Source organism: Streptomyces sp. NPDC048370 (genome assembly GCF_043200825.1).
In the GTDB taxonomy this organism is placed as follows: Bacteria; Actinomycetota; Actinomycetes; order Streptomycetales; family Streptomycetaceae; genus Streptomyces.
In genome coordinates, this window is the sequence record NZ_JBICYI010000002.1 from 70,308 (window position 1) to 88,485 (window position 18,178).

Annotated in this window: 18 protein-coding genes; 8 read left to right on the forward strand and 10 right to left on the reverse strand. The window is 71.6% G+C overall.

Features of this window, described 5'->3' with window-relative positions; genetic code table 11:
• Positions 1-280 precede the first annotated feature (280 nt).
• Positions 281-3,058, reverse strand: coding sequence for a hypothetical protein (locus tag ACGFYP_RS04190; RefSeq protein ID WP_393486197.1), 2,778 nt, complete (start codon positions 3,056-3,058; stop codon positions 281-283).
• A gap of 211 nt (positions 3,059-3,269) precedes the next feature.
• On the opposite strand from ACGFYP_RS04190, the gene bla reads away from it, so the two are divergent.
• Positions 3,270-4,202: a class A beta-lactamase gene (gene bla / locus ACGFYP_RS04195; protein ID WP_393486199.1), complete on the forward strand. Its 933-nt coding sequence runs from the start codon at positions 3,270-3,272 to the stop codon at positions 4,200-4,202.
• Positions 4,203-4,253: 51 nt separating this feature from the next.
• Here bla and ACGFYP_RS04200 read toward each other — a convergent pair whose 3' ends face one another.
• Both ACGFYP_RS04200 and ACGFYP_RS04205 read right to left on the reverse strand, forming a co-directional pair.
• Entirely contained in the window at positions 4,254-5,879 is a 1,626-nt protein-coding gene (locus ACGFYP_RS04200; protein ID WP_393486201.1) for an amidohydrolase, read from the reverse strand.
• A gap of 45 nt (positions 5,880-5,924) precedes the next feature.
• A complete protein-coding gene (locus tag ACGFYP_RS04205) occupies positions 5,925-6,560 on the reverse strand; it encodes a TetR/AcrR family transcriptional regulator (RefSeq protein WP_393486203.1) in 636 nt (211 codons plus the stop codon).
• A gap of 69 nt (positions 6,561-6,629) precedes the next feature.
• Between ACGFYP_RS04205 and ACGFYP_RS04210 the strand changes: the two genes are divergently transcribed.
• Both ACGFYP_RS04210 and ACGFYP_RS04215 read left to right on the forward strand, forming a co-directional pair.
• Entirely contained in the window at positions 6,630-8,078 is a 1,449-nt protein-coding gene (locus ACGFYP_RS04210) for a purine-cytosine permease family protein (protein WP_393486205.1), read from the forward strand.
• Between the two features lie 51 nt (positions 8,079-8,129).
• On the forward strand, positions 8,130-8,615 hold the full coding sequence (locus tag ACGFYP_RS04215; protein ID WP_393486207.1) for an SRPBCC family protein: 486 nt from the start codon (positions 8,130-8,132) through the stop codon (positions 8,613-8,615).
• A gap of 101 nt (positions 8,616-8,716) precedes the next feature.
• On the opposite strand, the gene ACGFYP_RS04220 is transcribed toward ACGFYP_RS04215, so the two are convergent.
• A complete protein-coding gene (locus ACGFYP_RS04220; protein ID WP_393487444.1) occupies positions 8,717-9,217 on the reverse strand; it encodes a DM13 domain-containing protein in 501 nt (166 codons plus the stop codon).
• 294 nt (positions 9,218-9,511) lie between these two features.
• On the opposite strand from ACGFYP_RS04220, the gene ACGFYP_RS04225 reads away from it, so the two are divergent.
• From ACGFYP_RS04225 to ACGFYP_RS04240, 4 genes are all read left to right on the forward strand, one after another.
• The gene (locus ACGFYP_RS04225; RefSeq protein ID WP_393486210.1) at positions 9,512-10,294 is read left to right on the forward strand and encodes a response regulator transcription factor; all 783 of its coding nucleotides are present in this window, start codon (positions 9,512-9,514) and stop codon (positions 10,292-10,294) included.
• Between the two features lie 3 nt (positions 10,295-10,297).
• Positions 10,298-11,410, forward strand: coding sequence for a sensor histidine kinase (locus ACGFYP_RS04230; protein WP_393486212.1), 1,113 nt, complete (start codon positions 10,298-10,300; stop codon positions 11,408-11,410).
• A gap of 103 nt (positions 11,411-11,513) precedes the next feature.
• Positions 11,514-12,041 (forward strand): GNAT family N-acetyltransferase, encoded by a 528-nt coding sequence (locus ACGFYP_RS04235; RefSeq protein WP_393486215.1) that lies wholly within the window; start codon positions 11,514-11,516, stop codon positions 12,039-12,041.
• Positions 12,042-12,111: 70 nt separating this feature from the next.
• Positions 12,112-12,651: a GNAT family N-acetyltransferase gene (locus tag ACGFYP_RS04240; RefSeq protein ID WP_393486218.1), complete on the forward strand. Its 540-nt coding sequence runs from the start codon at positions 12,112-12,114 to the stop codon at positions 12,649-12,651.
• A gap of 261 nt (positions 12,652-12,912) precedes the next feature.
• Here the strand turns inward: ACGFYP_RS04240 and ACGFYP_RS04245 are convergent, their stop codons facing one another.
• From ACGFYP_RS04245 to ACGFYP_RS04255, 3 genes are all read right to left on the reverse strand, one after another.
• Positions 12,913-13,182, reverse strand: a complete 270-nt coding sequence (locus tag ACGFYP_RS04245; RefSeq protein WP_393486220.1) for a hypothetical protein — start codon at positions 13,180-13,182, stop codon at positions 12,913-12,915.
• Between the two features lie 39 nt (positions 13,183-13,221).
• Complete coding sequence (locus ACGFYP_RS04250) at positions 13,222-13,593, reverse strand: hypothetical protein (protein WP_361967148.1); 372 nt, start codon at positions 13,591-13,593, stop codon at positions 13,222-13,224.
• Between the two features lie 152 nt (positions 13,594-13,745).
• Positions 13,746-14,714 (reverse strand): helix-turn-helix transcriptional regulator, encoded by a 969-nt coding sequence (locus ACGFYP_RS04255; protein WP_393486222.1) that lies wholly within the window; start codon positions 14,712-14,714, stop codon positions 13,746-13,748.
• A gap of 120 nt (positions 14,715-14,834) precedes the next feature.
• Here ACGFYP_RS04255 and ACGFYP_RS04260 point away from each other — a divergent pair, with 120 nt between their 5' ends.
• Complete coding sequence (locus ACGFYP_RS04260; RefSeq protein ID WP_393486224.1) at positions 14,835-15,230, forward strand: RidA family protein; 396 nt, start codon at positions 14,835-14,837, stop codon at positions 15,228-15,230.
• A 25-nt stretch (positions 15,231-15,255) separates the two neighbouring features.
• Here the strand turns inward: ACGFYP_RS04260 and ACGFYP_RS04265 are convergent, their stop codons facing one another.
• From ACGFYP_RS04265 to ACGFYP_RS04275, 3 genes are all read right to left on the reverse strand, one after another.
• Positions 15,256-15,975 carry a VOC family protein gene (locus tag ACGFYP_RS04265; protein WP_393486226.1) on the reverse strand — a complete coding sequence of 240 codons (720 nt, stop codon included), beginning with the start codon at positions 15,973-15,975 and terminating at the stop codon, positions 15,256-15,258.
• A gap of 141 nt (positions 15,976-16,116) precedes the next feature.
• Positions 16,117-16,746, reverse strand: a complete 630-nt coding sequence (locus ACGFYP_RS04270; protein ID WP_393486228.1) for a TOPRIM nucleotidyl transferase/hydrolase domain-containing protein — start codon at positions 16,744-16,746, stop codon at positions 16,117-16,119.
• 89 nt (positions 16,747-16,835) lie between these two features.
• Positions 16,836-18,059, reverse strand: a complete 1,224-nt coding sequence (locus ACGFYP_RS04275; protein ID WP_393486230.1) for a cytochrome P450 — start codon at positions 18,057-18,059, stop codon at positions 16,836-16,838.
• Between the last annotated feature and the right edge of the window lie 119 nt (positions 18,060-18,178).

Consider the following 18,178-nt stretch of genomic DNA (forward strand, 5'->3'; position numbering starts at 1 on the left):
GGGGGCGCCAGGTCCGGGGCCAGGTATGGGGCGACCACGGAATGCGGCTCTCGCCGCCTACGCCCGGCGAGGGCGTCCTCACTCTGCGTGAGGCGATACGCAGCCCTGCGGTGGCGCGTCGACGACAGGGTTCAGCGGTCGTGCTCGGGGCAGTGGGTCAGGCCGGTGTCCCGCATGATCGTCCGACCAGCCGGGGTTCCTCGGTGCCCACCATCACGCCTGTCACGTTACCGACGTCGGTGCCGCCGCTTCGTGGGTTCGACCTAGTCGACGGGGTCGATCAGTCGATGGCCGTCGTGATGCGGGTGTGGAGGGCGCGGAGGCGTTGTTCCACTCGGGCCGCTCGTTCCGTCAGCGCCACCACCGCTTCGGTGAGTGCGGGGTCCGTGATGTCCGGGAGTACCTCGGACACCGCCTTGCGTAGCGTCGCCTCGCCGGTCGGTGCGGCCGTCAGCAGGGTCGTCGCGGTGTCGGCGTCCGCCGTACGCAGGGCGCGGGAGCCGGGCTTGTCGCGGGTTTGGAGGAGGTACCAGAAGGCCGGGGGCAGGGCCACTCCGCCCGAGGCGGTGGCCGGGCGGGAGGGGCGCACTCGGGGGTTGCGTGGGGAGTGGTGGCCGTCCTGTTCCCAGAGCAGGGTGCCGTCGGCGTTGTACGCGCGTACTCCCGTACGGGATTCGGCGTCGGCCAGGACGACGTCCTCGGCGGCGCCCTCCGGTGGCGCCCACAGGGCCCAGGGCTCCTGGCCCTGTCGGTCGATCGAGAAGCGGGCCGTACGACCGTCGATGCTCTCGAGGAGGAAGTGGCCGGGGGCGTGGTCGCGGTGGCGGGTGCGGTACAGGATCCGGGTGCCGACCAGGCCGTCGCGGCTGCCCAGCGGGGAGTCGGGAAGGCAGGCGGGCAGGGGTGCCAGTTGGAGGGCCTCGCGCGCCAGGGTCATGCCCGACTCGGACGGGTCGGTGCCCGGATCGGGGTTCGGGTCGGGGTTCGGCTCGGGGTTCGGGGTGCGGCCTGGGAAGTCCGGCAGCGGCACGGGACCCTGCCGCTCACCCGTGACCTGGTCCACCGCCTCCCAGGGCCGCCTGCCGTAGACGGCGTTCGTCCAGATCGTGGAGCCGTCGGAGAGCTGGAGCTCGTCCCTGTCGATGCCTTCCCGGCCACCGGGGCGCAGGACCCGGCTGCCGCCGTGTCGGCCCTGGCCGTCGGCGGTTTCGAACTGGAAGCCGTACGCGCCGTCCAGGCTGCCGCCGAACGGCACAAGACCGCCGAGCTCGTCCGGTGTGAACGGCTCCTCGGGGCGGTCGGCCCAGACGGCGGTGTCGCAGTGGTACGGGTTGGGCTTCACCGTCCAGCTCACCAGGAACGAACCGCCCACGTAGTGGACCGCGAACATCGTCGACTCGTCCGGGACCGTGAAGCGGCACGAGGCGCGCACGCCGTCCGGGGCCACCGCCACCGCGCGGTCCCGGCCGAAGACCGTGAGGATCGGCCAGGTGGACGTCACGCCCGCCACCCCGGGCAGCGGGCCCTCCTGCGGCCCTTCGGCGCTCGCAGCAGCGGATTCCCCGTCCTCCGCGTGCTCCGCGAACTCCGTGTACACCGACTCCAGTGCCGGCCACGCCAGTTCCTCCGGCAGGCCGGCCGCGAGGGAGCGCCGGAGCGCGCCCGCCGCGCACGCGGCAGCGAGATCGTCGCCGATGCCGGTCAGGGCAGCCACGGTCGGGGCATCCAGGACGAGCTCCAGTTCGGCCAGCGCCTCCTCGGCCCCGGCCATGCCGCCGCCCCCGACCGTGTCGACGAGCTTGCCGACGCGACGCGCCACCTGTCGGGCGATCCCCTCGTTGCCCGGCAGGAGCGTCACCGCCGAACCCGACTGCCGCTCGCGCCTGATGGACCAGTCCGGCAGCAGGGTCGCGTGCACCGTCCGCTCCAGCCTCCTGCCGAACACCGGGTCGGCGGCCAGCGCGGCGAGGTCCCGCCGGGACCGCTCGCCCCAGAAGCGCACGCGCACCTCCGGGCCCGGGTCCACGACGTCGACACCGGTCGCCAGACAGGCGTCCAACACGTCGGCGTCCAGGCCCTGGTAGTGATGCCGGGTGGTGTGCAACTCCAGCGGGTCGCCGCCCGCTGCGCGCATGCGAGGTCCCAGCCCGACGATCACGTCGAGGAGCTCCGGCGGCAGCGGCTGCCGCGCCACACCGCCGCCGCTCTGAGCCGCGTACTGGTACATGCGTACGAAGTGCCCGACCCAGTGGCGCAGTCCGCCCTCCGGCACCACCCTGCCTGCTTCCATCGCCTCCACCGCGCCCGCGGCGATCAGCATGCGCAGCCAGGGGCCGCCGTCGGTGGCGTTCTCCGGGAAGACCCGCACCAGGCCGGCCGCGACCAGGTCCGTGGGCGGGTGGGCCCGGAGGAGCTTCGCGGCGGCGTTCAACAGTGCGTCCGGTACCGACTTCTCGCGGGTGGTGGACAGGATCGCGCCCACCAGCCGCGCGGCTTCCGCGTCACCCGGACTCGCCGCCTTCGCCGAGGCTCGGATGCGGCGTACGAGGTCCGAGGGAAGGTCCGCCGGTGAGCTCGCCCAAGCCGTGAGGAAGGCCTCCAGGGCGGTGTGCGCGGCGGCGGGTTCCAACGTGTCGGCGAGGAACTGCTGATGGGCCGCGAACTCCTTGGCGGGCATGGCGCCACCCTGGGCGAACAGCAGGGCGTTGGCCCTGCGGTAGGCGGCGTCCACGGGCAGCCCGTGCTCGGCCTCGGCCGCCCGCGCCGCCCCGTACGCCCGTCCGCCCGGCCTGCTCCCGTGACCGATCAGCCGGTGCCCCACGGTGTCCCAGAACCACGGCAGGTGGGCCGCCGGCAGCCGGCGCGCCCGCGCCGCCATCGCGTCGACGAAGCGACCGGGCTTGGACCACGTCCGGTTGAGTTCGTCGCTCATGGCCGCGACGAGGTCGCGGGCCGTGGCGGCGGCGTCCGGGTCGTGTGCGGCGGCCCAGTCGGCGTAAGTGGTGGAGGCGTGCGTACCGGAGGTGACCGGCACCAGGGCGTCGAGCGAAGCGATCATGTATCCGATCGTCGCACGGCCCACTGACAACGCCCTGAGCCTGGGTGCGGCGCACGACCGGGTCGGCGGACGACGCGTCCGGCCCGCACGACCGGGTGCGGCACACGACCGGATGCGCGTGCCGGGTGGCAGAGTGGGAGGGAGAGGTGGTTGTGAACCTCCGTTGCGTGGTGCGTTGTTCGCCGCGTCCGTCCGACCAGAGGGTTTCACCATGCTGCACAAGCGCTTTCGGCAACGTTGTCTCGCCACACTGGCCGCACTCGTGCTCCTGCCGCTCGCCGGATGCTCCGACTCCCCTCCTCCCACCGACGCCACCCCGCCCCTACGGGACTCGTCCGGCGCGCCGACGGGGGGCGCGCCGGACGCGCGGGCGCGGTTCCAGGAGTTGGAGCGGGCCTACGGTGCGCGGCTGGGTGTGTACGCGGTCGACACGGGCAACGGCCGTGAGGTCGCGTACAACGACGGGGCCCGATTCCCGTACGCCTCCACCTTCAAGGCGCTGGCCGCAGGGGCGGTGCTGCGCGACCGGAGCCCGCGTGACATGGACCGGGTGATCACCTACTCGCGAAGCGATCTGGTGCCTCCCTCCCCCGTCACCGAACGCCACGCGGACACCGGGATGACCTTGAAGGAGCTGTGCGAAGCCGCCGTACGCCATGGCGACAACACCGCCGCCAACCTCCTCCTCGACGAACTCGGCGGGCCCAAGGCGCTCGACGCGGTCCTCGAGGAGTTGGGCGACGACGTCACCCGTATGGAGCGGCGCGAGCCGGAGCTCAACCAGTGGGCGCCCGGCGCCACCCAGGACACCAGCACTCCACGTGCTCTGGCGCGGGACCTGCGCGCCTTCGTGCTCGGGGACGCGCTCCGGCCGCCCCAGCGTGAGCAGTTGACGACGTGGCTGCGGACGACGACCACCGGCGCGGAGCTCATCCGCGCCGGTGTTCCCGCGGGTTGGGTCGTCGGCGACAAGTCGGGAGCGGGCAGTACGTACGGCACCCGGAACGACATCGCCGTCCTCTGGCCGCCCGGCAGGGCTCCGATCGTCGTCGCCGTCCTGTCCAACCGTCACCGTGTCGACGACCGTTACGACAACAAGCTGATCGCGGACGCGGCTTCGGCCGTCACGCGCGCCCTTTCCTGAGGGGCGTGAGGGTCGTGAGGGTGGCGGGCCCGGTGAGCGTCGTGAGCGAGGTCAGACGGTCGCGGCCCGGTGGGTGATGCGGCCGTCGAGGACTGTCAGCAGCACGGGCAGGTCCGCGAGGGTCGTCGCGGAGGTCGTGAGCGGGTTGTCGGCGAGGACCGTGAGGTCGGCGCGGTGGCCGACAGCGAGCCGGCCCGCCCGGTGTTCCTCGCCCGCCGCGAACGCAGGACCCGTCGTCATCCCCTGGAGCGCGTCGAGGGCGTCCAGTGCCTGGTCGGGGCCGTGCGGGGGCTGGGTCAGGTCGCGGGTGGGGCGGCGGTGGCGGGCGCCTGCCATGACGCCCAGGGGCGGGAACGGGGCGATCGGCCAGTCGGAGCCGAGGACGACCGTGGCGCCCGAGTCCCGCAGGTCGCGGCAGCGCCACGCGCGCGAGGCGCGTTCCTCGCCCAGGCGGCGGGACCAGTTGTCGGTGTGGTCGGCGCGGGTGAAGTCGCAGCAGTGGGTGGGCTGCATGGAGGCGACGACGCCGAGTTCGGCGAAGCGGCGCAGGGTGTCGTCGGGGACGCTCTCGATGTGTTCCACGCGGTGGCGGACGACGGCGTCGGCATCGGCTGCCTGGGCCTTCTCGACCGCGTCGAGGACGTGGCGGACGGCGGCGTCCCCGATGGCGTGGGTGGCGGTCGGCACGCCGGCGCGGTGGAGGGCGGCGATCGTGCGGGTGTAGGCGTCGGGTTCGGGCCAGAAGGCGTGGGTGGACTCGCCGTTGCGGTCGGGGTGTTCGAGCCAGGCCGTGCCGTTGTCGATGGTGCCGTCCATGAACAGCTTGACGCCCTCGACGCGCCACAGCTTCCCGCCCGCGCCCTGCTGGTCGATCAAGGCGCGTAGGCCTGCCTCGTCGGTGCCGGGCCGGCACCAGGGCGCGACGCGCAGGCGCAGTGGCAGGTCTCCGGCTGCTTCGAGTTCCGCGTAGAGGGCGAGGCTGTCGCCGTTGGCGTCCATGGCGTGGCCGCCCGTCAGACCGGCCGCGGCCATGGCGCGCAGCGCGGTCGCGAGGCGGTCGCGGCGCTCGGCGTGGGTGGGCCGGGGCGCGGCGCGCTCGACGAGTTCGCAGGCCGCGTCCTCCAGGAGGAGGCCGGTCGGCCTGCCCTGCGAGTCGCAGACGATCTCGGCGGACTGGTCGAAGGTCCGCGGTCCGTCGATGCCGGCGAGTTCGAGGGCGCGGGGGCTGGCCAGCGTGGAGTGGGCGTCGAAGAGCTGGAGCAGGGCCGGTACGCCGTCCAGTACGGGGGCGAGTGCGGCGGACGCGACCGGGTGGTCGCCGAACGCGTTCGGGTCCAGGCCCCATCCGAACAGCCAGGCGCCGGGCTCGAGGTTTCGCACCTCGCGGGCGAGGGCCTCGCGAAGCGAGGGGAGGTCGGTGCAGGCCGACAGGTCGAGGCCGTGGGTGAGTTCGGCGCCGGACGCGGGGTGGAGGTGGCCGTCGGTCAGTCCGGGGGTGACGACGGCGCCCTTGAGGTCGAGGACGGTGGTGGCGGAGTCGGCGAGCGCGCGGATCTCGCGGTCGTCGCCCAGGGCGGCGATCCGGCCGTCGGCGACGGCCAGGGCGGTGGCCGGCAGGACGTGGCCGGTCACCGGGTCGAGCAGACGGGCCGAGAGGAGGACCAGGGAGGGGCGCACTGCAGCTCCAGGGGTTGGCGGGGGGGGAGGTCTGGTGAAGGGGTGTCAGGTCGTGGCGGCGCCGAGGCTGCCGCTCGGGAGCCCCAGTTCGCGTTCCGCCGTGGTCAGGGCCATGCGGGTCACCGCCTCCGGGCGGTCGGTCCGGTCGGTGTTCGCGTGCGCGCCGAGGCCGTCGAGGACCACCAGGATCTGGATGGCCGTCGTACGGGGGTCGTCCGTGCGGAACTCCCCCGCGGCCACGCCGTCGCGGATGAGGCCTTCCAGGCGGTCGTCGGAGGCCAGCTCCATGTGCGCCACCTTCTCGCGCAGGAGGGGGCGGTAGCGGCTCAGGTGGCGGGCGTTGATCCAGAGGCGGCTGATGTCGTCGTACGCCTCTCCCGTCGACAGCGCGAAGTAGCGCGCGAGGTGGTGCGTGGGGGTGCCGTCGGGACGGTCGGCCGGCAGCAGGGCGTCCAGTTCGCCCATGGCCGCGGTGGCGAAGGCCTCGGCCACCAGTTCTTCCGCCGAGGGGAAGTAGTGGCTGATCAGACCGGGTCGTACGTCGAGTTCCTCGGCGATGCGCCGGAGGGTGACGCATTCGAGGCCCTCGGTCAGGGCGACGCGGGCCGCGGCCTCGACGATCTCCGCTCGGCGGGCTTCGGGGGTCTTGCGAATTCGTTTGCGCTGGACGCTTGACGACATACCGGCGATGCTATTGAGTGTGCGACCAATAAGCAAGCAGGTCGGCACGACACGCATCCGGAGGGCCTCATGGCTTCCACCATCCCCGACCCCCGACCCGGCGCTCAGGGCGCGCATCCGGCGCCGCCGGGCGCCGAGCGGCCGGGTCGGGTCGAGGTCCACGGCATCGACCACATCCCCGACGCGGAGCGTCACGGCCGACCACGTGAGCTGTTCTCCGTCTGGGCCGCGGCCAACGTCAACTACCTGAGCCTGGTCATCGGCGGCGCTCTGGTCCTCATGGGACTGAGCCTCTGGCAGGCCCTCGCGGTGATCGTCGTGGGCAATCTGTTCTGGCTGCTCACCGGCGTGCTCGCGATGTCGGGGCCGGCGGCGGGCGCGCCGAGCGAGGTGATCACGCGGACGATGTACGGGGTCCGGGGCAACCGCGTGAACAACGCGGTCACCGGCTGGATGATCTCCGTCTGTTACTTCGCCCTCAACCTGGCCGCCGCCGCGTCCGCCGCCTTCGCTCTCGTCGCGAAGACGGGCCTGCCGACGAACACGGCCGTGAAGGTCGCCGTCGTGCTGGCCATCGCCGGGATCACCCTGACCATCAGCGTCTACGGGCACGCCCTGATCGTGAAGCTGTACCTTCCGATCACGCTCGCCCTCGCGGCCGCGTTCGGCGTGGTGGCGTACGCGGTGCTGCTGCACGCCGACTTCGCGTACGCGCCGGAGGCTCGGCTCAGCGGGGTGGACCTCTGGGCGACGCTGCTGGCGGGCGTCACGCTGATCGCCGCGGGCCCCCTGTCGTACACCACCAGCGCCGACTTCTCCCGCTACCTTCCGCGTACGGCGTCGTCCCGGGCGGTCGCGGGCTGGACGGCGCTGGGCGGGTTCCTGCCGAGCGTCGCCGTCTGTTCGCTCGGGGCGCTCGCGGCCACCGCCGTCGACATGACCGATCCGCAGACCGCGCTGGAGGGGATCCTGCCCGGCTGGTTCACCCCCGTGTTCCTTCTCGCTCTCGTCCTCGGCACGGTCGCGATCAACGCCCTCACCGCGTACAGCGCCGGTCTCGCCCTCCAGGCGGTGGGCATTCGCATCCGCCGTTCCCTGAGCGTGATCGTCGACGGGGCCGTCGCCTCGGGCCTGACGTTGTACGCGCTGCTCGTGTCCAACTTCCTGGACACCGTCAGCAACGTCCTCCAGCTGACGGTCGTGCTGCTCGGCCCGGCGACCGCCCTGTACGCCACCGACATCGCGCTGCGCCGCAACCGCTACGACGGGCTCGCGCTGATGGACGAGAGTCCCGCAAGTCCCTTCTGGTACACGGGCGGCGTCAGCCTTCCGGGCGCGCTCGCGCTCGCAGCGGGGGTCACCTCGGCCGCGCTGTGCGTCAACACGCTGTACACCGGCCCGATCGCCGCCGCCCTGGGCGGAGTGGACCTCGCCCTGCCCGTCGGCATCGTGGTCACCTCCGGGTGCTACGTACTCCTGAAGACGGGTCGGGGGCGCGGTCACGCAACCGGCCAGTAGGCTACCGGCCGGTACGGATGGTGCGTCGGTTCGACGACAGGGAGGCCGCCGATGGGGCGCCAGTGGAGTCTTGAGGAGTCCGTCGTGGTGGACGCCGCGCCGGAGGTCGTCTACCGCCTGCTGGCGAACCTGCCCGACATGGGCCGGTGGAGCCCCGAGTGCCGCCGGGTCTGGGTGGTGCGGCCTCCCGTACGGACCGGGAGCCGCTTCGTCGGCTTCAACCGGCGCGGTCCGTTCGTCTGGTTCACGACGGGGCGCGTGACGGCGGCGCGCGAGGGCGAGGAGTTCACGTTCGACGTCGGTGTGTTCGGGCTGCCGATCGCCCGCTGGGGCTATCGCTTCGCCGCCGAGGGTACGGGCACCCGCGTGACCGAGACCTGGCAGGACCTGCGCACCGGCCGGGGCTCGCACCTCGCCGACGTCCTCGGCACCGTCTTCGCGGGGACGACCCCCGAGCGCCGTATCGCCGTGAACCGTCATGGCATGCGTACGACCCTCGCCCGGATCGCGACGGCGGTGAGTGTCTCGTCGGCGTGAGTGGTGCCGTCGGGCCGCCGTGTGTGACATCTGGGCCGGGGTGGGCGGCGGAAAAGGGGCCCCGCGCCGTCGCGCGGGGCCCCTCGGGGGTGACAGGAACGTCAGGCCTTCAGGCCGGCCGCTCCGAAGGAGACGTCGAAGCGGTCGCACCAGATGGTGACGCTCGTGAAGTCGGCCGGGTCGGTACCGGGCGGGAGCGGGTAGTTCTGGTCCCCCTTGTTGCCCTTCAGCTTCCCCAGGCTGAGGTACTTGCCGTCGTCGAAGACGCGCCAGCCGGCGATGCCCTCCTTGACCGGGGCGTCGGTCAGCCAGACGCGGAGGTCCGGGCCGTTGCTGGTGTCCAGGTCCTCCAGGCGCAGGGTGAGGCTGCCGTCGGCGAGACGGATCAGCTTCACCGTGCCGGTGGTGGCGTGCTCGTGGCTGATGAGGGACCCCTGCGCGAGCGTCTGCGGACCCGACGCCGGGTCGGCGGCGCCGGCGGAGGAGCCGGGCGCGGGCGCCGACACCGTCGGGAGCGCTTCGTCGATCGTCTCGTTCTGCCACAGCTTCCAGGGCTGGAACCAGTAGAGCCCCACGGCCCCCAGCGCCACCGCGACCACCATCGCTCCCCACAGCAGCGACTTCCTGCCCCCACGTGCCACGATCGTCCTTCCTCCGTGCCATTGATCTTCCTTCCCCCGCATTCCATCCCAGGTGGGCCGGTGCGCGCCATGTCCGACCCGATGACGAAAGTCTTACGTCGAGACACAAGGGCGTTCGACGGCTTCGCGCGGTGGGCGCGGAGGGCCGGGACCAGGCCCCGTCGAGGAGTCCGAACCTTACGAAACAAGGACATCAACCCTCTCGCCCCACCCCGGACTCGATCCGATTCCCCGACCGGTGCGAGGCTGATCCTCATGCAGCAGCCTGAGCAGCCCACGGGGACCGCACCGCACGTCCTGGTCGTGGACGACGATCCGACCGTCGCCGAAGTGGTCACCGGCTATCTGGAGCGAGGCGGCTTCACCGTGGACCGGGTGGCCGACGGGCCGTCCGCGCTTGCGGCCGCCGGGGCACGGTGGCCCGACCTGGTGGTCCTCGATCTGATGCTGCCGGGCATGGACGGCCTGGAGGTCTGCCGGGAGTTGCGGAAGCGCGGGCCGGTACCGGTGATCATGCTGACGGCGCGCAGCGACGCGGAGGACCGGATCCTCGGGCTCGAGATCGGGGCCGACGACTACGTCACCAAGCCGTTCAGCCCGCGTGAACTGGTGCTGCGGGTGGGGGCGGTCCTCCGCCGTCACACCGAAGTACGGCGGCCGGGAACGCTGTTGCGGGCGGGCGGCCTCGAGCTCGACCCGGCGGGTCGGCGCGCGACGAAGGACGGGCGTCACCTGTCCCTGACGCTGCGCGAGTTCGACCTGCTGAGCTACTTCATGCAGCATCCGGGCGAGGTGTGCGACCGCGAGCGGCTGATGCGGGACGTGTGGGGGTGGGACTTCGGTGACCTGTCGACGGTCACGGTCCACGTCCGCCGGTTGCGCGGGAAGGTCGAGGAGGACGCGGCCCGCCCGCTCCTGATCCAGACGGTGTGGGGCGTCGGCTACCGCTTCGACGCGGCGGGACGCCCGGAGGGTGTTCGGTCGGACGGCTGGACGACGGAACGTGGTGGCGACTCCCCCACCGAGTCGGAGGGATGAGCCGTGCGCGACATTCTCCTCATCGTCGTGTACGCCTTCGTGGGCGCGGGGGCGGCCGGTCTGGTGGGGGCGGGGCTGCTGCGGGTGTTGCGGCGTCGGTCGGTGGCGGTTTCGCTCGCCGTCGTCGCGTCCGTCGCCGTGACGGCGATGCTCTCCGGGACGCTCGCGGTGGCGTGGGCGATGTTCCTGTCGCCGCACGACCTGTGGGTGGTGACCGCGGTCGTCGCGACGGCGGCCGTCGTCTCGCTCGGTACGGCGCTGTTGCTGGGCCGTCAGGTGGTCGTCAGCGCGCGGGAACTCGCCGTGGCGGCACGGGATTTCGGCGAGGGTGGGGTGTTCACCGCGCCGAGGGTGCCCGCTCCGGCCGAATTCGCCGCGCTGAGCCGGGAGTTGTCGGCCACCAGTGAGCGGCTCGCCGCGGCCCGGGAGCGCGAGCGGGCACTGGAGTCGTCCCGTCGGGAGCTGGTCGCCTGGATCTCGCACGATCTGCGGACTCCGCTGGCCGGTCTGCGGGCCATGTCCGAGGCGTTGGAGGACGGTGTGGTCGCCGATCCGGCGCGCTACCACCGGCAGATGCGGACCGAGGTGGACCGGCTCAACAGCATGGTGGGCGACCTGTTCGAGCTCTCCCGTATCCACGCGGGCGCGTTGACGCTGAGCCCGGCCCGGATGTCGATACGCGACCTCGTGGGCGACGCCCTGGCGGGCGCGGTGCCGCTCGCACGCGAGCAGGGGGTACGGCTGGTGGGCGACCGGGTCGCGGCGGTGCCGGTGGAGGTCGACGGCCGGGAGATGACACGGGTCCTGGCGAACCTGCTGGTGAACGCCATCCGTCACACGCCGTCCGACGGCACCGTCGCCGTCGCGGCCGAGCGCCGTGCCGAGTCCGTGGTCCTGTCGGTGACGGACGGCTGCGGCGGGATCCCCGAGGACGCGCTGCCGCGGGTCTTCGACACGGGGTGGCGGGGTACGGAGGCCCGCACCCCGCCGGGTGGCGCGGGGCTCGGTCTTGCGATCGTCCAGGGCATCGTGGAGGCGCACATGGGCCGTGCCGATGTGCGGAACGTGGACGGCGGTTGCCGCTTCGAGGTCACCCTCCCCACAGCGGGCTCGTAGGCGAACTCGACCGTGGCCGAGCCGCCGGCTCCCCCGGCGCGCGGCGCGGGCACCCGCGCATAAGGTGGCCGTCTCATCCAACGTACTGCGACGAGGATCAGCCATGCCCAGCAGCACCGGAATCCGTCTGATCGAGCCCGCCGACGCCGCCCCGATCGCCGCGCATCGGGTGCGGGACTTCGAGGCCTTCCGGCCGTGGGAACCGGCCCAGCCGGCCGAGTTCTTCACCCCGGAGGGCCAGGCGGAGCGGATCGACGGCCTGCTGGCCGGATACCGGGCCGGCACGGTCTGGCCGGGCGTGGTGCTCGCCGACGACCAGGTGATCGGGCAGGTCACCGTCGGAGGCATCCTGCCGCAACCGCACCTGCGTCGCGGCTCCGTCGGATACTGGATAGCCGGCGTCGCCCAGAATCAGGGGCACGCCGGGCACGCGGTCGGGCTCGTACTCCGGCTGATGACGGACGAACTCGGCCTGCACCGCGCCGAGGCGTCCACGAATCTGGAGAACGTACCGTCGCAGCGCGTGTTGCGCCGCAACGGGTTCACTCCGTACGGCGTCGCGCACTCCTCGATCTTTCTCGACGGGAGCTGGCGGGACGGGCTGCTGTGGGAGCGGATCCTCGGCGACTGACTGGTCATCCGGGATGAGTGGCCGACGGAATCCGGTGGTGCGACGCGGCGCCGGGGCCAAGAATCGTCGGATGCAGGAAGTGAAGCTGTCCGACGGGATCGTCACGTTGTCCCCGCTGCGCCCGGACGATGTGGAGGCGCACCTCGCGGGGGAGGATGAGCTGCTGGTTCGCTGGCTCAACGGCGGCCCCGGGACACGTGAAGGTGTCGAAGCGTACTTCCGGCACTGCCAAGAGCAGTGGGACACCGCCGGGCCGCTCCGCGCTTTCGGTATCCGGGCGGGCGCCGGTGAGGCGCTCGTAGGAACGATCGACCTGCGGTTCGCAGGAGAGGGTTTGGCTCCCGGCCAGGTGAATGTCGCGTACGGCCTCTATCCGTCCTGGAGGGGGCACGGCCTGGCAACCCGCGCGGTCCTCTTGGTGTGCCGTTACGCGGCGAGTGAGGGCGGGAAGGAGGCGGTGATCCAGGTGGAGCCGGAGAATCCCGGATCTGCCGCGGTCGCGCGCCGTGCAGGGTTCACCCCGGGCCGGCAGACACACGCGAAGGACGGCACGCGGTTCGACTGGTACATCCGGGACCTGCGCGTCGATACCCCAGAGACGACCCGGTGACGGCCTGCTGGCCTCAAGACACTCGATGGCACGAGTGCGTTGGGCCGGGCTGTCTCGCGCCTTCTCGTCGGCGGCCGGTTCCCCCGCATCGCGTGATCCTGGCCGCCGGCCGTTCGTCCACCCCAGGCCGTTGATCTGCCTGGAGCGAGTGCCCGGCTGACGGCCGGGATCCGGCCTTCGGGGTGCTCGGCTGCTCACGCTGCGCGGACCCCGGCCACAGCACCTCGGTGTCTGCGGAGGAGTGTGCCGTCGGCCCGATCGTCACGAGCCCGACGGGCCGCCCTTCGCGACGAGCTGCGCCGAGGGTGCCAATTCGGGCTGATCCGCCACGTCGACCCGGAAGGTCTTGGTGACCTCTTCCAGTCGCCGGTAGATCTCAGGATCCGGCATGTCGAGGGAGAGCCCGGGAATCTCCACCGTGCGTGCGAATTCCCCCGCGTGGGACTCCACGCCGAAGTCCGGACCTTCTTCCGGTGACACCACGAGCGACAGAATTTCGCCGACTGCGTCGTGGACGGCGATTACCTTCATCCGTCTTCACTCCTTAGCTGAAACGACTCGCGGGCTCGCTTACGGGTTTACGGTACTGACCATCAGGCGAACGTAGGGGCAGGAATTCCCGCCGTGGTTCCGCACCGTGATGTCGAGGTACGGGTTGGCACCGCCTCCGGCCCCCGGGGCGCGTGTCTTGAGGAGCTCCACCCCCAGGATCATGGACCCCGAGACGAATCCCGACAGTCCGTGCGCCGTGACCGTGACGGTTCCGGAGCCGAGTCTCGCGTCCGGCCCCACCTGGTAGCCGGCGGCCCCGCCTGGAGGGATCTGATTCGTGTTGAAGATGATTGCGTTGTACAGCGTCACCGACGCCATTGGCTCTCCCTCGTCTTTCGATCGTATGCCTGCGATGATCCGGCACCAATCCAGATGATCGAGTCGGTCCATCGCTCAACAGGCGCCCGATCGAAATCCGCGCAGAACATACTCCAGATTTCGGCGAAAGTAGCAGAGTGTGCCGCCCGGGCGGACGGAGAACAAGGCCGATGCTCGACCAGGCGGCGGACACGATTCACCGCAAAAACGATTCCGTTTCAGAATCAGTCTTCGTAATGGGCGGTCATCGTGGCGGCGCGGTTGTACAGGGCGGTGCGGAGCGACGGTGGGGTCAGGGCTTCCGCGTCCGTACCGAGTTGCCACAGGGCCCATTCGGCGTGGCGGGAGTCTTGGAAGGTCACTTCCAGGCGCAGCCGGCCGTCCGCGTCCGGCTCTTCCGCGCGGACGGCGAGTGCGGTGTTCAGGAGGTCCTCGCGACGCGCTGGGTGCACCTGCACCAGCGCGGTGATGTGGTCGCCGCCGTCGAGGAACCGCGCGGAGCGTTCGCGCCAGATCCGGTCCAGGTTGACCCGGTTCGGTCGCTGTGCCGTTTCGGGGAGTTCCTCGGCGTCCAGGACACGGGACAGCCGGTAGGTGCGGTCCTCGCCCGATCTCGTGGCCAGCAGGTAGACCTGGTCTCGTACGGTGACCAGGCCGATCGGGTCCACCGTCCGCCACTTGGGGGCCTGGTCCACGGCCGCGTAGTGGATGCGCAGCTTGTGTCCGGCGAGCACCGCGCGTCGGACCTCGATCATGGTGGTGTCGGGTACCCGTTCAGTGACCAGTCGGCGTGAGAGCAGGTCGGTCTCCGGGTCGACGAGGAACCGCTGGGCCGCGTCGCTCGCGGTGGTCCGGTGGCTCTCGGGCAGCGCGTCGACGACCTTCCGCATGGCCGAGGCGAGCGCCGAGCCGAGCCCGAACGTCTGCTCGCCGCGGCCCGATCCGGCGGTCAGCAGGGCGAGGGCCTCGTCGTGGTTCAGGCCGGTGAGTTCGGTGCGGAAGCCGGGCAACAACGCGAAGCCGCCGTTCCGGCCGCGTTCGGCGTAGACCGGGACGCCGGCTGCGGAGAGAGCCTCGATGTCGCGCAGCACGGTCCGGGTGGACACCTCCAACTCCCGGGCCAGCGTGTCCGCTGTCATACGGCCGCGCCGGCGCAGCAGGAGCACCAGGGAGACCAATCGGTCGGCACGCATCCGACGACCCTAACCAAATACATGACTGAGGGTGTCGTGATTTGTTGGGAGGCTCGTCTCCACGACGTCGGAGCGATGGACGTCCGTACTCCCCATGATTCGAATGGAGCTGATGTGGCAGTGGAGCGAACAGCGGTCAACCCGGTGACGTGGTCGGAGGAGTTGGGGTTCAACCAGGGTGAGGTCGTCTCCGGGCAGACGCGGACCCTGTACATCTCGGGGCAGACCGCGATGAGCGGCGACGGCAAGCCCCAGCACGACGGTGACATGGGGGCGCAGTTGGCGCTGAGCGTCGACAACCTGGAGGCCGTGCTCGGCGCGGCCGGTATGTCTCTGGCGAACCTCGTGCGGCTCAACGTCTACACCACCGACGTCGATCTGCTCTTCCAGCACTACGGCGTGCTGGCGGCGCGGTTGGGCGCCGCCGGCGTGGCACCGACCAGCACGATGCTCGGGGTGACGCGACTGGCCGTCCCCGGCCAGATGGTCGAGCTGGAAGGGACCGCCGTCGCGTGATACGCCCCCGTCCGCGCTAGGGCCCCTAGCGGGGAGGGAGTACGCGGAACTCCTGGCCGTCCGGGTCGGTCAGGACGACGCCGGCGCCGGCCCCTGCGGTGTCGACGCGGGTGGCGCCGAGAGTGAGGAGGCGTTCCACCTCCGACTCGTGATCGCCGTCGGCGGGGAGGGCCAGGTCGAAGCGGAGCCGGTCCCTTCCCGCCCTCGGCATCAAGGGCGGGCCGCCCCAGGTGACCTTCGGGCCGCCGTGGGGCGAGCGGATCGCGGTCTCCTGGTCCTGGTCCCAGACCAGCGGCCAGCCCAGCGCCCGGCTCCAGAAGTACCCGACCTCCTGCGAACCGTCGCACGCGAGCGCTCCGATGAACCCGCAGTCGGCGAGGAACGCGTTGCCCGGCTCGATCACGCAGAACTCGTTGCCCTCGGGGTCGGCGAGCACCACATGGCCGTCCTCGGGCAGTTGGCCGATGTCGATGTGTTGGGCGCCCAACGCCAGCGCCTTCGCCACGACCTCCTGCTGGTCGTCCAGGGAGGTGCTCGTGAGGTCGAAGTGCATCGGGTTCTGGACCGACTTCTTCTCGTCGGTGGGGAGGAACCGGAGCCGGAATCCGGTGTCGTCATTCGGCAGGAGGACGATGCCGTCGTCGGGGTCCTCGGTCGTCTCCCAGCCGAGGAGGCCGGCCCAGAAGCGGGAGAGGCGGAGCGGGTCGCTCGCATCGAAGCAGAGGGCGTGAAGGTGGGACGTCATCCCTCGGTCTCCGTTCCGCCGGCGCGCCGGTGTGTCGGCACTGCTCCGGCCATCACGTTCATACAGGTCGTGGCTGGATCCTGATCTGTCGGGCCCGAGCGGTCAACCGGATTTCGGCCCGCCCTCCCCTCCCCCTCCCCCTCACACGCTCGCGAAGAGGTCCTCCAGCGGAGCCGGTACCTGGTCCGGTTCGAGGGCTTCGACCAGGAGACGGCCGTAGCGGATCTTGCGGCCCTTCTTCGTGCCGAGGAAGCGCCGCAACTGCCTGTGCCGGGGGCTGCCGTGGTGGGCGGGCTGGTGCAGGAAGGTCCGCCAGGCGCGGAGGTCGCCCTCGGTGCCGACGATCTCCTCGACCGCGGCCGTGCCGAGCGCACGGATCAGCTCGTCCTCCAGGTCGGCCGCGCACACGAAGACGTCACCGCGGGGCGCCCCGGCGCGTTCCATGGCGCGGTCGAAGTAGCTCCGCTCGCGCTCGTCGCACAGTCCTGTCAGGCGCAGGCCGAGGCCGGACGGCCCGAGGATGTCGGCGTAGCGGCCGACGCTCATCGCCCCGCCCATCGACACCACGCACACCCCCTCGGCGGCGAGGTCCCTGCCTCGGCGTTCGGCCAGGGCCTCGACGGCGGCGAGGTCGCTCAGCCCTTCCAGCAGGACGGCCGTCCGTATCCCGAGCCGGTCCGCCAACTGCCCAGCCGGCTCCCCCGCCGGCCCGCCGGGACCGCCACTCGCCCACTCACCGACCGCGTCCCGGAACGCCCGCATCTCCACCATGCAGCGAGTCTGCACGCCCGCCGACGGCACGGCACGGGATTATTCGGCGTCCCGTCGAAGGGTCGTCTCTACGTCCGCCAAGGGTCGCCCTACTTGCCGTGCAGGTGGACCGGGAGCTGTTGGTGGCCGTTGCTGATCAGGGACGGGAGGGGGTGAAGGGCCTCCGGAGGGACCGCCAGGGCGAGGTCGGGGAAGCGGGTGAAGAGCTGTTCGAGGGTCGTGGCCACCTCCAGGCGGGCGAGAGGAGCACCCAGACAGAAGTGGATGCCGTGGCCGAAGGCCAGGTGGTCCTTGGTGGGGCGGGTGAGGTCGAAGGTGTCGGCCGTAGGGCCGTGCCAGTCGGGGTGGCGGTTGGCCGCCGCGTACGAGGCGAGGATCGCGTCGCCGCGGGCGATGGTCCGGCCGTCGGGGAGCGGGATGTCGGTGAGCGCGTAGCGGAGCGGGAGGTGTTTGACGGCCGGTTCGTGGCGGAGGGTCTCCTCGACGACGTCGTTCCAGCCGGAGCGGCCGGTGCGGAGGTGGGCGAGTTGGTCGGGGTGGGTGAGGAGGGAGGTGACCGCCTGGTCGATGACGTTCACGGTCGTCTCGTACCCGGCGCTGATGACCAGCAGGAGCGTGTCGCGCAGTTCGGTCTCGCTGAGGGTCGAGCCGTCCTCGTCGCGGGTGGCGATGAGGAGTGAGGTCATGTCGTCGCCCGGCTCGGCGCGTTTGGCGGCGATCAGCTCGTCGAGGAGGCCGTAGAGACGTACGGCGTTTGCGGTGGCCTCCTCCGAGGTGAGGGTGGTGTCGAAGACGCCGTCCACGAGCGCGCGGAAGCCGTCGCGCCGCGCCTTCGGGACGCCCATCATGTGGCCGATGAGGGCGATGGGCAGCGGGTACGCGAGACGTTCACGCAGATCGACGACTTCTCCGGGCGCTTCGGCCGCCAGGCCGTCGAGCAGCCCGGTCACCAGGGCATCGACGACGGGGCGCAGGGCGGCGACGCGGCGGGCGGTGAAGGCGGGGGCGACCAGGCGGCGGAGCCGCGCGTGGTCGGCGCCGTAGGCGGTGAACATGTTGGACACCGCGACCCACAGGGCGAGCGGCCACTCGGGGACGGCCTCGTCGAACGCCGGCCAGTGGCGACGCCCGTCCTTGGACACGTCGGGGCCGGTCAGGAGCTTCCTGAGCAGGAGCGGGTCGGTGACCGACCACGCCCGCACGCCGAGAACGTCCACGAGGGCGGCGGCGCCTTGGGCGCGCAGCAGCCGGTGTTCCGCGTGGTGGTCGGCACCGGTGGGGTCGAGCACGATCGGGGGGTTGGGCCTGGTCACGGCGGGTCCTCTCACGGGCGTACGGGGGTGGGATTCTCCTCAAGACTGGCGGGCTCCGGGTTCTGACGGAAGATCAGAATGTGGACGGCGTGGCCTGTTTGCGTACGCACTGCACCCAT